Source organism: Mesorhizobium sp. M0296, assembly GCF_040321675.1.
GTDB lineage: Bacteria > Pseudomonadota > Alphaproteobacteria > Rhizobiales > Rhizobiaceae > Mesorhizobium.
In genome coordinates, this window is the sequence record NZ_JAMYRZ010000019.1 from 1 (window position 1) to 13,150 (window position 13,150).

Below are 13,150 nucleotides of genomic sequence, written 5' to 3' on the forward strand. Positions count from 1 at the left end.
TCCAGTCCTCGCGGTTCAGCACCCGGTCGATCCAGAAGCCGTCCAGCCCCGCCTCCTGGATCACCACCAACGGATAAAGCGTGCCCGTGCGCGCCTCGGCCTTGCTGCGCAGCCCGGTGAGGCAGACGAGCAGCCCGGCACTGTCACCGCCGGCGACCATGTGGCGCGACATCTTCTCGCTGCCCGGTACAATCGAGGTGACTAGCCAGGTCGATCTGGACAGCTCCAGCGAGACGAAGATTGCGCCAAGATCCACGCGGACAGCGGCTTCTAGCTCGGATTGATCGGCGGTCGAAAGATGCATGAAAGGGCCTCCAAAGAGCGAGTTGCGATGGCCCACTCTGCCAGAGTGCGGGCCACGATCCACTCCCCATGGGATCTGCCGCGCCTGCGAGGATGTGGTGGTTCAGGCTCCCGCGCCGGCCCGGCTGATCGAGGGTGGTCTTCCGACCGAGGCGACGGTCGCCCAGGTGCTGGTCTCCAAATATGCCGATCATCTGCCGCTCTATCGTCAGGCGCAGATCTACGCCCGACAGGGCATCAATCTCGATCGCTCCACGCTCGCCGACTGGGTCGGCCGCGCCGCCTGGCATCTGCGTCCTGTGCATGAGCGGCTGCTTGGCAAACTGAAGGCTTCGCCGAAGCTCTTTGCTGACGAAACCACCGCGCCGGTGCTCGATCCCGGCCGCGGCAAGACGAAGACAGGCCAACTCTGGGCCTATGCCCGTGATGACCGACCATGGGAGGGAAGCGACCCGCCGGGCGTCGCCTATGTCTATGCGCCGGACCGAAAGGCCGAGCGTCCGATCGCTCATCTCGCAGGCTTCACCGGGATCTTGCAGGTCGACGGCTATGGCGGCTATCGCGTGCTGGCCGAGAAAAGCGGCGTCACGCTCGCCTTCTGCTGGGCGCATGTCCGTCGGCGCTTTTATGAACTGGCAGCAGCCGGTCCCGCGCCGATTGCCAGCGAGGCGCTGAGACGGATCGCGGAGCTCTATAAGATCGAGGACGGCATCCGTGGCCGGTCGGCCGACGAGCGCCGCGCGATGCGTCAGGAAAATAGCCGCCCGATCATCGTCGATCTCGAACCCTGGCTGCGCGAGAAGCTCGGCCTGATCAGCCAGAAGACAAAGCTCGCCGAGGCGATCCGCTACACGCTCTCGCGCTGGGAAGGCCTCTCGCGCTTCCTTGAAGACGGCCGCATCGAGATCGACAGCAACACAGTCGAACGCTCAATCCGACCGATCGCGCTCAACCGCAAGAACGCCCTCTTTGCAGGCTCCGACGGCGGTGCCGAACACTGGGCCGTCATCGCGTCGCTTATCGAGACGTGCAAGCTCAACGGCGTCGAGCCGCTCGGCTATCTCGCCGATGTCCTCACCAGGATCGTCAATGACCACCCCAACAGCCAGATCGACGATCTGCTACCCTGGGCCTACATCCCGGCTCCCGAGCTTAAGGCCGTGGCCTGAGAACAGCGCTTACAATGGGGTGATCGACCAACTGATTAAATCGATAGCTCGCTGAAGTATCGAATCTGTCTTAGCAGGGCAGGGTGAAGCGGCGATGACATGTCCAATACAGTCTCGGAAATCACTTTTCCTGACGATCTGCGTCTTGGGTTGAACATATAGTTTGACTTCGGCGACACCTGGTAAAGCCGTTGCCCGACTGTCGCCATCGATCCAATCGAGGGTGCCGTCGCGATCAGCAACTAGGAACCGCGCGGCCGCAGTTTCCGAATGGCTTTTGCGCAAATTCCATTCGGCACCGATCACAAGTTTGATGTGCTCGGTGACGAGATCGACACCGTAAGCCAGCTGAACCAGTTCAGGACAGGGCGAACCTGGAAGACGCGGATTGACCTCAATCACGACTGGGCCACGCTTCGTCCACCGGAGTTCAACGTTCGTTGGACCCCAACCAAGACCGAGAGCTCGCAAACAGCTCAGCGAAACGTCAGAGATACGATCATGCTCGTCATCACTCAGCACGGCCGGATAGATGAACTCACGACAGACGAAATGAGGTGGGCGGCAGAAGTCGAGGGCGCCAATCCCAATGACCTGATTTCCCATTATCTCAATGCAATAATGCGGGCCTTGTGCGAATTCTTCGACCAGTATCCTAGGCGAAGAACGCCATATGTGCATCCCGCCCAACAGATAGGTTGTATGTTCGGCTAACTCATCGACATTGCGGCACAATCGGACACCAATGCTGCCGCTGCCCAGGACCGGCTTAAGAATCGCCGGCAGTCCGATCTCCGCGGCAAAGCTTTCCACCTCCGTCGCGTTCGTCGCCACTCGATAAGCAGGTACTGGCACGCCAGCCTCCGCGAGAAGCTGACGTTGAGTGAATTTGTTGCAGCATCCTTCAATTGATGCGGGGGTCGGTCCCGGTAGATCGAAGTGCCGGCAGAGCTTGCCGACTGTTGCAGAGACCGACTCGTCGTCTCCCGAAAAGCCAGTAATTCCAGCAATGTCATAGTTAGCACGGAGCCGGTAACATTCACGGATCAGCGCATCGAAATTGTCTGTATCAACACGAATAGCCTCTATGCTTTCCGGCGCAAGATATTCATACTGCGCCGGATCTGTGGCCAAGGTAATTGGATGAAGGCCAAGACGCTGAGCCGCTTGGACATGGAGCGGACCATTACCCCTGTGACCTTCAACTAGGATGAGCGCTTTTCTTGCCATGGATTTTTAGCTCCGACGTGGCGTGCTGTGTGAGGCGGCCCGAGCGTAAACAGGCATCACTTTTTATCCGTGCCCACCTCAGACGTTGGGGTTAACGTACCAACTGGCCGCGCTTGGCGGTCGCAAAGATTCTGTAAACTTAGTTGAAAGATCTGTTGCAACCTCCCTTCGTCACACCCCCACCGCCGAGTCTCATCCTGATCGACGCTGAGTCTCACCTTGATTGTCGCCGCGGCAGTCCGTCCATGACAAAGCTCAGAGCGCTTCGCCTGGCGGTGCGGAAATATAGCAGGATGCATAGATGTAGCCGCTCGTGCGCTCTAGGCGATCGTCCATGCCAAGTTTGGCCATGGCCTGCAGGATCGCCTGCCTTTCCGTCGATGTGGAGAAGCGCCGCTGGCGCTGTCTGAACCGTTTTAAAGGCTCGGTTTCCAATGAGAAAGCCTTAAGGGCCGCCGCGATGTCGTCATAGCTGAAGGGGTGCATTGCGAAAGCGACGACCCACGGGCGTGAGGTCGCTGAGGCCTCATACACGCGTGCAAAAGTTGCCTCGGTGGCGTAACCCACACAGCCTGTGCTGATGAGGATATCCGCATCCGCCAGCGCGCTACGTTCCTTGACCGTCAACTCACACGTTTCCAGATCAGCCGTGACGCCAGCCTCCAACAGGCCCAGATCCAGCGCATAGCGAACAGCCCGGAACGATGGATCCACGCCGACGAACTGGATGTCGTCACGGAGGCCCTGATTGCGAAAAAAAGCGCGATGCTCGATCTCCTGTCGGCGCGACAGCGATCCGCTGGGCTCCAGATAGGCAGCATACAGATCGTCGAGGTCGAGATCGGTTCGCAGCAAGGCAGCGTTGACACCATAGGAGCAACCGACATCGATTATCTTCAAGTTCCTCTTGTTCCGAACGCGTCGATAATTGGCGAAGATCCTTTCGAAGATCGGCTTAGCTCGATCTGTAATCATATAGTCCAGGGCCAAACACTCCCGAAAATAGGCGTGAGGCCACCTGCGATTGTAGCTTGCCGTGAAATCGTACTTCGCCCCCTGAATTCTGCCGCGCTCTGCGCTTGATGCCTGACCTGACATGCTGCCTCCCTTCTTCGCTTTGCCGCCTCACAAGAGATGCTTCAAAAGTTGTGCCAGGCTGAGAAGAGGCCATAAAAGCGAATTTCTGCACATCAACTCAAATGCTTACATGAGAGTGCAGTAGGAGGCTAAGTCGAACATCACCGTGTCGCGTACGCGACACTCTGGAAATATCAATGCACGTCTCCCTCCCAAGAAGTGGGTTCTGCGCGTCAGATTCATGCGGATGCGTTCGAGTGTCTCGACCACGAGCGTGCTTTCTCGCACCACGATGGGCGGGGCCTCTGTCCATCCGCTCCCGATATGGTCAAGAACCAGGCTGTTGGTAGCTACCGCGGTTGGCCTTTCCACGATGGCCCACCGGGTCCATTTCCATGCTGCCGGGAAGCCGCTCGTTCCTGTCGGCAAAGGTGCGCATTTACGCGCCGCCGCGGCCCTGGCACAACCCTTGCCGGCTTTCTCGTACGCATGTTGCGCCTTGGCATATGGAGCAAGCGGTCGATCGTGGCGGCGCTCATCGACAGGATCTTGTGGCGTATCTCCTCCTCAAGCTTCAAATGTTCATTGGTGTTCCAGCGCCGGCAATAAAATGGGCAGCAGTGCCTTGAGCCGCTTGCCGCAAACTCGATTGGAAGCTTCCCACAGTACAATCAAGGCGGCTCCGGGCGCCCTCATCATAGAGCGACGGCCGCTGACGGGCCTGGCGGTGCTTCGGCTCCGGGTGGCTGTTCAGGATACGGATTGCGGACTTTCCGTGATACCCCGTCGCCGCAATGAACTTATCCGGCGCTTGCCTTTAGTCGTTGCGGCCGCATAGCGCTCCCTGACTTGGCCAGTTCCATGCGCATGGCATGTGTCATCTTCGTCTTCCGCCCCAAGGGTGAAGGCATAATGGCGGCATGAGCCTTCTCCGGTAACATTTTAGGTGAGGCAACGAAGCCGCTCGGTACTTTTTCCTTGAGGCAATGCGCCCCTTTCACTGGTTTGTTTTGTTGGGTACAAACGTCGGTCCGGCCTTCTGCAGAAGGCCGAACCGACGCTTTTCGCGAAGACCGTAGCTGTCGCCGTGGAGTCAAGGAGAATGGCGTGGTGGACGAGGCGGTCGATGGCGGCGACGGTCATTGCGGGATCACCGAAGTTGTCATAAAGCCTCCTTCCTTGATCGCCTATTGCGTTGCGATCCGTACCCGCAGTGTGCTGATCTGGTCGTCTGGAGTTCGATTTGCTCAGGCTGCCCCTTTGTGAGCTGATGCCCCTCGAGCAAGCCGCGTGCGAGATAGTCGAAGACGGTTGGTGGTGTGCCCCCCGGGTGGCCGCCGACCCTTGAACAGAGCAGGTTCCGTCTGGCCATAGGTCGGGATTGGCGCTCGTCCCGTTGATCTAAACGATGGGGATGCCCCAACGTGCGCAGAGGCCAGACATTTGAACTGAACGCGCGGTCGCGTGCTGCGACAAAGCCTTCCGCGTTCAAGGCCGCCGCGATCTCCCTGTCCATTTGCCTGAGGCGTTGAGTTCGATCACTCGGCTCTGCAGCCGCTCCAGATCGATGTAGTCGCCATACGTGTGGACCCGCCTTTGGAGGGTGTGCTCGCTTGCGGATCCTGTCTGCCACAGGATCCTGAACCAGACTTGGCCTTGGAAGCGCTCCTAGTCGAGGATGACCTCGCAGACGATAAGACGTAGGATGGCTTGCGGTCGGGCCGCCGTTGTCGAAGGACGACGATGGACCTTCCGGCCAAAGGGACCGGCATATCGCCGCAATCAGCAGAAACGGCCGGATGAAATGGCAGGCCTCCAACGGTTACGGCAAACGCTCGCTCGTCGAGACGCCATAGGGCGATACAAGTCGATCAACGGGCGGCGTTTGCGCGTCTTCAAAGATCGAGATCCGTCATGCTCCAGATCCGTGCACCCACGGCAGGTGGCGTTTCATTGCGCGTCCGATCTTGCAACGAGCGTTTCGGATCGCTAAAGCCTCATCGTGATTTCGTCTCGGGGGTATTGGGATGATAGATGACCTTGACAGGCGGATACTCGGCGCGCTTCAAAAGAACAACAGGTTATCTTTTGCCGAGCTAGCGGACTTCGTGGGTTCCTCTGCGGCCTCATGCATGCGCCGCGTCAATAAGTTACGCGCCGACGGCGTTATCATCGCTGATATCTGCCTTCTCGACTCCAAAGCGCTCGGAAAGTCGCTGACCATCGTCGTGACAGTGGAGCTCGATCGCGAGCGTTTAGATCTTGTCGATGACTTCAAGCGAGCGATGAGGGCGGCGAAAGAAGTCAGTCAATGCTATATGGTTACAGGTGATGCTGACTTCGTCCTTGTTGTAGTGGTGGAGGACGTCGAGGCCTTTGACATTTTTATAAAGACCAAACTGTATACAAATGCCAACGTCCGCAAGTTCAGGAGCTTGATTGCGTTGGACCGCGTGAAGTTTGAGCCCCGGGTTTTAGTGTAGCCCTTTTAAGGCTGAACGTTTCCGCCACTCCTCCCCCGTTTTTGAAGCGTGCGTTGCGGCCGGGGCGCCAATTTGATCGCAATCAGTGCATCGAAGTCTGCGATTTAATTGATCGTCGGGTGACCGGCGGCCGGCCTCGAAAGGGCTTATGGCTCCGCTCAGGCGATAATCGATCGCGCTGACGATATCTGGCACGCGCGGCGTGCTGGCGGTCTGAGGTGCGCTAACATTTGAATTGCTGAGACGTGAAGCCGCTGGGCGGTTCCGCGACGGCAAATCGTAACCGGGTGTGCGGAGCGCCTGGATTGCAAGATTTGGAGGACTCAGGAATGACACTTACTGCAGCCGAACCTGCAACGGCTCACCCAGCCATAGAACAACGGCACCGGGATCAACGGCACTATCCTCATGGCATAGCCTTCATGGACGGTCAGTACCTGCCGATGTCCGAAGCCAAGGTGTCCGTCCTGGACTGGGGCTTTCTGCATTCCGATGCCACCTATGATACCGTTCATGTATGGGACGGAAGATTCTTCAGGCTGGACCTGCATCTGGACCGGTTCTTCCGCGGGATGGAAAAGCTCCGCATGAAAATTCCCTACAACCCCACTGAGATCGAAAAGATCCTGTCGACCTGTGTGGCGCTATCCGGGCACAAGTCGGCCTATGTCGAAATGATCTGCACGCGAGGCGGGTCGCCCACCTTTAGCCGTGACCCGCGCCAGTCGGAGAACAGGTTCATCGCATTCGCGGTGCCTTTCGGGTCGGTCGCCAACAAGGAGCAGCTTGAGCGCGGCCTGCATGTCGCCATCAGCAACACCGTTCGGATCCCGCCCAAGTCGATCGATCCGTCCATCAAGAACTATCACTGGCTCGATCTAGTAAAGGGCCTGTTCGATGCGTATGACTACGGCGCCGAAACTGCATTGATCGTCGACATCAACGACAACATTGCCGAAGGGCCTGGCTTTAACGTTTTCACCGTCAAAGACGGCCGCTTGAAGACGCCGGCTTATGGCGTCCTTGCAGGCATTACCCGGCAGACCGTATTTGATCTATGCGGCGAATTGGGCCTTTCCGTCAGTGCCGGCGACATTGATCGCGACGAGCTGAAGGGTGCCGATGAGGTTTTCATCACGTCTACAGCGGGCGGGATCATGCCGGTATCCAAGATTGACGAGACCGTTGTCGGCGACGGCAAGGTTGGCGCTCTAACACGCCAGCTGACAGACCTGTATTGGGAGAAGCATGCCGATCCCGCATGGTCGACCGCGGTAAATTACGCATAGTACCGCGATATATTGTCGAGCGCTCCTCCCCAGCGGGGAAGTCTTTGCTGCCGTGAGTATGCCGATGACCGACGCTTTCATTTCTCATCTCTCGAATGAACTCGCCGGCCTGAAGTCGGCGGGCCTTTACAAATCCGAGCGAGTGATCTCTTCGATGCAGTCGGCCGAGATCGAAGTCGGCGGCGAAAAGGTGCTGAATTTCTGCGCCAACAACTATCTCGGGCTCGCAGACAGCGCCGAATTGCGCAATGCCGCCAAGCAGGCGCTTGACCGCTACGGGTACGGCATGGCGTCGGTGCGTTTCATCTGCGGCACGCAGGAAGAGCACAAGCAGCTCGAGGCGACGATTTCTGGCTTCCTCGGCGTGGAGGATACGATCCTCTACGGCTCCTGCTTCGATGCCAATGGCGGCCTGTTCGAGACGCTGCTCGGCGAGGAGGATGCGGTCATTTCCGACGCGCTGAACCACGCCTCGATCATCGACGGCGTGCGGCTGTCGAAGGCGAAGCGTTTCCGGTACGCCAACAACGACATGGCCGATCTGGAAGCGCGGCTGAAGGAGGCGATGGATTGCCGTTTTCGGCTGATCGCCACCGATGGTGTATTTTCCATGGACGGCATCATCGCCAATCTCAAGGGCGTCTGCGATCTCGCCGACAAGTACGATGCAATGGTGATGGTCGACGACAGCCATGCAGTCGGCTTCGTCGGCAAGAATGGGCGCGGCTCGGCCGAGCATTGCGGCGTCGAGGGCAGGGTGGACATCATCACCGGCACGCTCGGCAAGGCATTGGGCGGCGCGTCGGGCGGCTACACGTCGGGCAGGAAGCCGGTGGTCGACTGGCTGCGCCAGCGCTCGCGTCCCTATCTGTTTTCCAACACGCTGATGCCGGCGATCGCCGGCGCCTCGATCCGGGTGTTTGAACTGATCGAAAATGGCGATGCGCTGCGTCAGCGCCTCTATGCCAATGCGGCGCGGTTCCGGTCTGAAATGGGCAAGCTCGGCTTTACCCTGGCCGGCGCCGATCATCCGATCATCCCGGTCATGCTCGGCGATGCGACACTGGCGCAGGAGATGGCGGCGCGCATGCTGAAGCGCGGCATCTATGTCATCGGCTTCTCGTTTCCGGTGGTACCGAAGGGCCAGGCGCGCATCCGCACGCAAATGTCGGCGGCGCATTCGACTGCGGACGTTAATCGTGCGGTTGAGGCGTTTGCCGAGGTAGCAAGGGAACTGTCGATCATATAACCGGCAGTCTCTAACTGCCTCGCCGCCACAGAGCTTCCGGCGAATTCTAAATTAGAGTCTCGTCAGAGTATGTGCGTTAGCTGCTTCGGCGCGGCGTTGGTGCACAGATCTGGAGCATGACGGGTCTTGATCTTTGATGACCGCGCGGGCTACGCTTCCTTTGCCTTGCGGCGGGCGGATTTCGAGCGTGCGCAGGCAAGCATGCAGTTGAACACGGTGCAGCCGATGGCGACTTCGGTCTGCTGAACGGGAACCGACCGTGCCCGCAAACGCCGCCCAGATCGACTTGTATCGCCCTATTGCGGTCTCGACGTAAGGAGGCGATCATCTGGTCGACCGCCAAGGACATGCTGTCGTGGCTGTCGTGCCACTCGGCCTGCTTCGCCCGGCTGGGCGGCGTCGCGGCGCCCCGTGCGGATTGACACGAGAAGACAGCCATTGCTCACGGGGCCGGTGCCTAGGGCACGATAAACGCCACCTACCGGCGCTATGGCTTGATGATGCGCTTCCATATCGACTGCCGGCGCCTTTTTCAGTCTGACGTTGCCCCGGTTCGTGCGGAATCCGGGTTCATCGCGCGCACTATTCCGATTTGATCGCGCGCACCGTTCCGAGATGATGACGCGCACCATTCCGACAATTATCCGCGCACCATTCCGAGAGGATGGCGCGCAGTAAGTCGCTGTCGTGAGGCCCGATCGTTGGGGTTATTTCTCCAGGTGGAATCGCCATGGAGAAGTGAATTGCCGACGAGGAGCCTCATGACGCGCCAGGTGCGCGAGATATTGAAACTGCGGCTGGATGTCGGTCTTTCGAACCGCATCATTGCCAAGCAATTAGGCGTTGGGGAGACTTCGGTCCGCGACACGTTGAAGCGAATGCAGCGGGAAGGACTGACATGGCCTTTACCGGATACGATCAGTGACCGCGAGCTGGAGCAGCGCCTTTACGGGGCGCCCGGTAAAAAAGCTGGGCGCCGGAAGCAGTCCGAGCCGGACTGGTCTGCTGTCGCGCGCGAATTAAAGCGCAAGCATGTGACGTTGCAGGTGCTCTGGGAAGAGCACATTGCTCGGGATCCAGCTGGATACCGGTATTCGAGATTTTGTGAGCTGTTCCGAAACTGGCAAGGCCGGTTACCTCTGGTGATGGGAGGGCTTTGCACGGGGGCCGAAGTTTGGCGCAGATGGCGCATGGGCGTTTTTTGAACCGCAATCAGGCCACATTGGCCCGGTTGCAGGGCATTTTTGCCCGCCTCGGGGGCCCAATTGGCTCCCCTTCGGCGGATTTTGGGCAGACTCCGCCCCCTCATCCCGGCTTCCTCACCGGGAAGAGGACGGCCGCCGCCCGTTGCAGATTGTAGCCGCAGCCGGCAAGCACGCACTGCGTCCGGTTGGTCGCCAGGTTGAAGAAGCGCAGCCGCCGCATACCGTAGCACTGCTTGAACACCGCAAACGGCCGCTCCACCGCCGCCCGCACCTTGGAGATCAGCCGGTTGTGCTGCTTCTGGCGCGGCGTCAGCGGATGGTGCTTGTTGGGCCGATGCATCAACCGGTCCTTGATGCCGGCCTGCTTGAGCCGGGCATGCCGGGCATGGGTGTAATAGGCCTGGTCGCCATAGGCCGCCTCCTCATCGCCGCAGATCAGCGCGTCGGCCGGTTCGGTGTCGGTGACCGAAGCATCGGTGAAGTGCATCCGCCGGATCAGCGTGTGAGCCTTGTCGACGCCATCAAATCCATTCTCGAAAAGGAACTGGACCGCATCCCCAGGTCCGAGCGCCTCGAGCAGGAACCGATCCAGCACTCCAACATCCGCGGCTCCGGATACTACCACTGAAAGGACTAGAAATGCTCAAACATCCCACCCTCAACCTGCTGCAGCAGCTAGGGCTTGCCGGTATGGCTGAGGCCTTCGCAAGACTTGCCGATAACGAAGACAGCGAGAACCTCAGTCATGCCGAATGGCTGGCGCTGCTGCTGGATCAGGAAGCAACCTGGCGCAATAACAAGCGTCTTTTCGGCTTCGCAATGCGAAACTGCACCATCCTGCTGTTCCCGAGGATATCATTCGCCGTGCGCCACGCGAATATGATCGCAGCACACTCGACCTGCTGGTTGCGGGCGACTGGATCAGAAAGCACGAGAACTGCGCCATTGTCGGCCCGACAGGCATTGGGAAAAGCTGGTTGGCCTGTGCCTTGGGACATAAGGCCTGCCGCGACAATCATTCGGTCCTTTACGTCCGGATGCCGGCATTGCTGCAGAGCCTCGAGCAGGCCCGCGGCATCGGCAGCCTCGCAGCGCGCCTGAAAAGTCTCGGCGCCGTCGAACTTCTCATCCTCGATGACTACGGGCTTCAGCCCATCGTCGGCAATGCTCCCCATTATCTGCTGGAAATCCTTGAGGGACGATACGGCCGCCGGTCGACGCTCGTCACCAGCCAATTCCCCGTAGCCAGATGGCACGAAAATTTGCGACCATGGATCGTCTTGTTCACAACGCTCACAGACTTAAAATGAGCGGCGAGTCCATGCGCCGTCTGCGCCAATCGGCCGAAATACAGACCTGAAAGGCCGGACCGCAAAACCGTGGAAAATATCCTGGCCAAAAGAATGTCGGACGCGCGACCCGCGAAGCAGACCGACCCCTACGGCGCGTTGGTAAGCGCGGCGCCGGTCTGCTTCGCTCCGTCGTCGGCAGCAATCTTCAGCCGTCAACAGCGATCTCATCGGCATCAGCTTGACCAGGACAAGTTCGTAGTCACATTTACCTTCAACGATCCGTCGCCTCACATGCGCGCGATCAAATCGGAAAGGTGCGCGGCATCAGGTTGGAATGCATGCGCGCGATCGTTGGAATCCGCAGGTTCGTACAGGTATCGATGGTTGGTGGCGTATCGATGGCGCTTGAGAATGCCCTTTCGCCCGAGTTGGTGAACGGTCGAGGCGCACACGCCGAGCTGCTGGGCTACTTCCTCGCCGGTCAGCATTCCGCTCTCCCGTTCGTACCGGTTCTTCACTCCATAGGTGCGGCGCACGAGCATGACCTTCTTCAGGGTGAAGGGTTCGCCGCGCCAGTTGCGATGCCCGAGTTCATTGAGACGGGCGGCGATCTGCTGGTCGTTGGCGGTCTCCAGCAGCTCATTCATCAACGCCACGACCTGTGCCGGCGTCTTGCGTATCACTGACATGGGCCGCGGTCTGGTCACCGACAGGCTCTGCGTGCGCCCGCCGCGCCAGCGGATATGGATGTTGACCTGCTCCTCGACGAGCAGCGTCACATCTTCGATGAGAAGGCCGAGCATGCGCTTGCGTTCGACGGCACCGGTGCGCTCGTCGTTCCAGATGCGCGGGAAATCGGCGGCCAGCGCCCTGATGCGCTTCTGCGCTGGCTCATCCAGCAGCGAGCGGTCGGCTTCGTTCTGGTGCTCGTGCTCGCGCTGGAGTGCGTCGAGGTCGCGCAGCCGTGCCTTCCAGTCGGCTTCCAGCGCGTCGGCGACCAGGCGGGTCCGGATCGACCTTAAGGTAGCGCCGGCGGGCCAGTTCAGCCTCGTAGCGGGCGCGTTGCAGCTGCGTGCCGCGCAGGGCCGCGGCCTGCTCCACGCGCTGGGTGATCTCCTGCTGCACGGCAAGCGCGACGTCGATCGCTGCCGGCGCCATCGCCTCCAGCAGGAGCGCGCTCACCGCGTCGTCGACTGGAGCGCCGCGCATCCATTGGCAATGTTTGCCGGCGTGCCGCACGACGGCTTCGTTGCAGACATAATACGGGCGCAGCCGCCCCTCGAATGGCTCGTAATGGACGCGCATGCGTGCACCGCAGCGGCCGCACAGCAGCCGTGCAACAGAGCGCTGCCCTGGCGGGGCATGCGTCCGCGCAGGCCAGGAGAAAAGCCGGCGGCGTTCTGTTCCAGGGTAGTCTGATTGCGCTCGTACTCGGCCCAGGAAATGTAGCCCTCGCGGGCTTCGGGTATCAGAACCTCCCAATCGGATTTCGCCACGCGCAGCTGCACGGACTTGAGCTTGGCATTGTAGGCTTTGCGCGTGCGTCCATAGACGAATCCACCGGCATATCGCGGGTTGTGCAGGATCTGCAGCACGCGCAGGTCGCCGATCTTCTCGGGCACCGGAGCATCAACACGTGCGCTATTGTGTTTGGAAGGCATGACTAAGCCACAATGTTGCGGTCCCGTCCTGCCTAGCTTAGACCGCTAAACGATCCGTGCACCAACGGTCAGCCGACATCAGCGGCCGCAGGTCTCAACGCGTTTATATTTAGACAACGTGACATCGCCAGTCGCGGTTTTCATGCCGTAGGGTCTATACGCAAATCGCTGAACGCGAGTTAAGTTGATAAC

The 13,150-nt window shown here is 59.7% G+C and carries 11 protein-coding genes and 5 pseudogenes; 8 read left to right on the plus strand and 8 right to left on the minus strand.

Annotated features, from left to right (window positions below):
- Positions 1–304: pseudogene (locus NKI97_RS18830) on the minus strand (IS110 family transposase); the annotation flags it as partial.
- A gap of 64 nt (positions 305–368) precedes the next feature.
- Here NKI97_RS18830 and tnpC point away from each other — a divergent pair.
- Positions 369–1,472 (plus strand): annotated as a pseudogene (gene tnpC, locus NKI97_RS18835) (IS66 family transposase); the annotation flags it as partial.
- A gap of 9 nt (positions 1,473–1,481) precedes the next feature.
- Here the strand turns inward: tnpC and NKI97_RS18840 are convergent.
- Complete coding sequence (locus tag NKI97_RS18840) at positions 1,482–2,702, minus strand: ATP-grasp domain-containing protein (protein WP_352835807.1); 1,221 nt, start codon at positions 2,700–2,702, stop codon at positions 1,482–1,484.
- Positions 2,703–2,957: 255 nt separating this feature from the next.
- Positions 2,958–3,602, minus strand: a complete 645-nt coding sequence (locus NKI97_RS18845) for a hypothetical protein (protein ID WP_352835809.1) — start codon at positions 3,600–3,602, stop codon at positions 2,958–2,960.
- Between the two features lie 1,284 nt (positions 3,603–4,886).
- Here NKI97_RS18845 and NKI97_RS18850 point away from each other — a divergent pair.
- The 5 genes and pseudogenes from NKI97_RS18850 (at position 4,887) to NKI97_RS18870 (ending at position 8,800) form a co-directional block, all read left to right on the plus strand.
- Complete coding sequence (locus tag NKI97_RS18850; protein WP_352835811.1) at positions 4,887–5,045, plus strand: hypothetical protein; 159 nt, start codon at positions 4,887–4,889, stop codon at positions 5,043–5,045.
- 476 nt (positions 5,046–5,521) lie between these two features.
- Positions 5,522–5,772 (plus strand): annotated as a pseudogene (locus tag NKI97_RS18855) (hypothetical protein); the annotation flags it as partial.
- 34 nt (positions 5,773–5,806) lie between these two features.
- A complete protein-coding gene (locus NKI97_RS18860; RefSeq protein ID WP_352835813.1) occupies positions 5,807–6,262 on the plus strand; it encodes an Lrp/AsnC family transcriptional regulator in 456 nt (151 codons plus the stop codon).
- Between the two features lie 329 nt (positions 6,263–6,591).
- On the plus strand, positions 6,592–7,551 hold the full coding sequence (locus NKI97_RS18865) for an aminotransferase class IV (protein ID WP_245518733.1): 960 nt from the start codon (positions 6,592–6,594) through the stop codon (positions 7,549–7,551).
- A gap of 64 nt (positions 7,552–7,615) precedes the next feature.
- Complete coding sequence (locus tag NKI97_RS18870; protein WP_352835817.1) at positions 7,616–8,800, plus strand: glycine C-acetyltransferase; 1,185 nt, start codon at positions 7,616–7,618, stop codon at positions 8,798–8,800.
- Between the two features lie 149 nt (positions 8,801–8,949).
- Here the strand turns inward: NKI97_RS18870 and NKI97_RS18875 are convergent.
- Positions 8,950–9,112, minus strand: a pseudogene (locus tag NKI97_RS18875) (IS5/IS1182 family transposase); the annotation flags it as partial.
- A 449-nt stretch (positions 9,113–9,561) separates the two neighbouring features.
- Here NKI97_RS18875 and NKI97_RS18880 point away from each other — a divergent pair.
- Positions 9,562–10,005, plus strand: coding sequence for a helix-turn-helix domain-containing protein (locus NKI97_RS18880; protein ID WP_352835819.1), 444 nt, complete (start codon positions 9,562–9,564; stop codon positions 10,003–10,005).
- 100 nt (positions 10,006–10,105) lie between these two features.
- On the opposite strand, the gene NKI97_RS18885 is transcribed toward NKI97_RS18880, so the two are convergent.
- The gene (locus NKI97_RS18885; protein WP_352835822.1) at positions 10,106–10,600 is read right to left on the minus strand and encodes a transposase; all 495 of its coding nucleotides are present in this window, start codon (positions 10,598–10,600) and stop codon (positions 10,106–10,108) included.
- 44 nt (positions 10,601–10,644) lie between these two features.
- Here NKI97_RS18885 and istB point away from each other — a divergent pair.
- Positions 10,645–11,365, plus strand: a pseudogene (istB, locus tag NKI97_RS18890) (IS21-like element helper ATPase IstB).
- 219 nt (positions 11,366–11,584) lie between these two features.
- On the opposite strand, the gene NKI97_RS18895 reads toward istB, so the two are convergent.
- The 3 genes from NKI97_RS18895 to NKI97_RS18905 all read right to left on the minus strand — a co-directional run bounded on the left by NKI97_RS18895 (position 11,585) and on the right by NKI97_RS18905 (position 12,958).
- Positions 11,585–12,100, minus strand: a complete 516-nt coding sequence (locus NKI97_RS18895; protein ID WP_352835823.1) for a MerR family transcriptional regulator — start codon at positions 12,098–12,100, stop codon at positions 11,585–11,587.
- A gap of 88 nt (positions 12,101–12,188) precedes the next feature.
- Positions 12,189–12,569 (minus strand): hypothetical protein, encoded by a 381-nt coding sequence (locus NKI97_RS18900; protein ID WP_352836039.1) that lies wholly within the window; start codon positions 12,567–12,569, stop codon positions 12,189–12,191.
- A complete protein-coding gene (locus NKI97_RS18905) occupies positions 12,476–12,958 on the minus strand; it encodes a recombinase family protein (protein ID WP_502907114.1) in 483 nt (160 codons plus the stop codon). Before NKI97_RS18905 ends, NKI97_RS18900 begins: the two co-directional genes overlap by 94 nt.
- Between the last annotated feature and the right edge of the window lie 192 nt (positions 12,959–13,150).

What these genes read in the sequence shown, in the direction of transcription:
- NKI97_RS18870 (WP_352835817.1), top strand. Translation starts at nt 7,616, where the DNA reads ATGACCGACGCTTTCATTTCTCATCTCTCGAATGAACTCGCCGGCCTG.
- NKI97_RS18860 (WP_352835813.1), top strand. Translation starts at nt 5,807, where the DNA reads ATGATAGATGACCTTGACAGGCGGATACTCGGCGCGCTTCAAAAGAAC.
- NKI97_RS18840 (WP_352835807.1), bottom strand. Translation starts at nt 2,702, where the DNA reads ATGGCAAGAAAAGCGCTCATCCTAGTTGAAGGTCACAGGGGTAATGGT.
- NKI97_RS18865 (WP_245518733.1), top strand. Translation starts at nt 6,592, where the DNA reads ATGACACTTACTGCAGCCGAACCTGCAACGGCTCACCCAGCCATAGAA.
- NKI97_RS18905 (WP_502907114.1), bottom strand. Translation starts at nt 12,958, where the DNA reads ATGCCTTCCAAACACAATAGCGCACGTGTTGATGCTCCGGTGCCCGAG.
- NKI97_RS18895 (WP_352835823.1), bottom strand. Translation starts at nt 12,100, where the DNA reads ATGCTCGGCCTTCTCATCGAAGATGTGACGCTGCTCGTCGAGGAGCAG.
- NKI97_RS18880 (WP_352835819.1), top strand. Translation starts at nt 9,562, where the DNA reads ATGACGCGCCAGGTGCGCGAGATATTGAAACTGCGGCTGGATGTCGGT.